The sequence below is a fragment of the Anaerostipes butyraticus genome, from assembly GCF_016586355.1.
In the GTDB taxonomy this organism is placed as follows: domain Bacteria; phylum Bacillota; class Clostridia; order Lachnospirales; family Lachnospiraceae; genus Anaerostipes; species Anaerostipes butyraticus.
This window is the reverse complement of record NZ_BLYI01000021.1, coordinates 1-356: the sequence shown is the minus strand read 5'-3', so window position 1 is coordinate 356 and position 356 is coordinate 1. Positions and strand designations below refer to the sequence as shown.

The 356-nt window shown below is 47.5% G+C and carries 1 pseudogene; it reads right to left on the bottom strand.

Annotated features, from left to right (window positions below):
* Positions 1-356, bottom strand: a pseudogene (locus JMF81_RS03760) (IS110 family transposase); the annotation flags it as partial.

Below are 356 nucleotides of genomic sequence, written 5' to 3'. Positions count from 1 at the left end.
GATGATGGCATTGAGTTCATCCAGATGTTTGAGAAGGAGCCGCAGCATTTTTCGCTGGATGTCAGACATGATCCCGTTCAGGTCGTCAATGATCTGTTCCTTTGATGCTTTCAGGTTGTGTGCGATGACTTTCTTTTCATAGAGGATGTCGTATTCAGCAGAGCCGATCTGTTTCCCGGAAAGGATGTACTCCAGGATATTTCTGGCGCTTTTGCCATTGATATCTGTGATCGTACCGGATATTTTGATATTGGCGCCTTCCAGCATCTTTTGGAGTCTGTTCAGTTCGCGGTTACGTTCCCTGACAAGGCTCTTGCGGTAACGAACGAGTTCCCGCAGTTCTCGCTGGTCTTTGT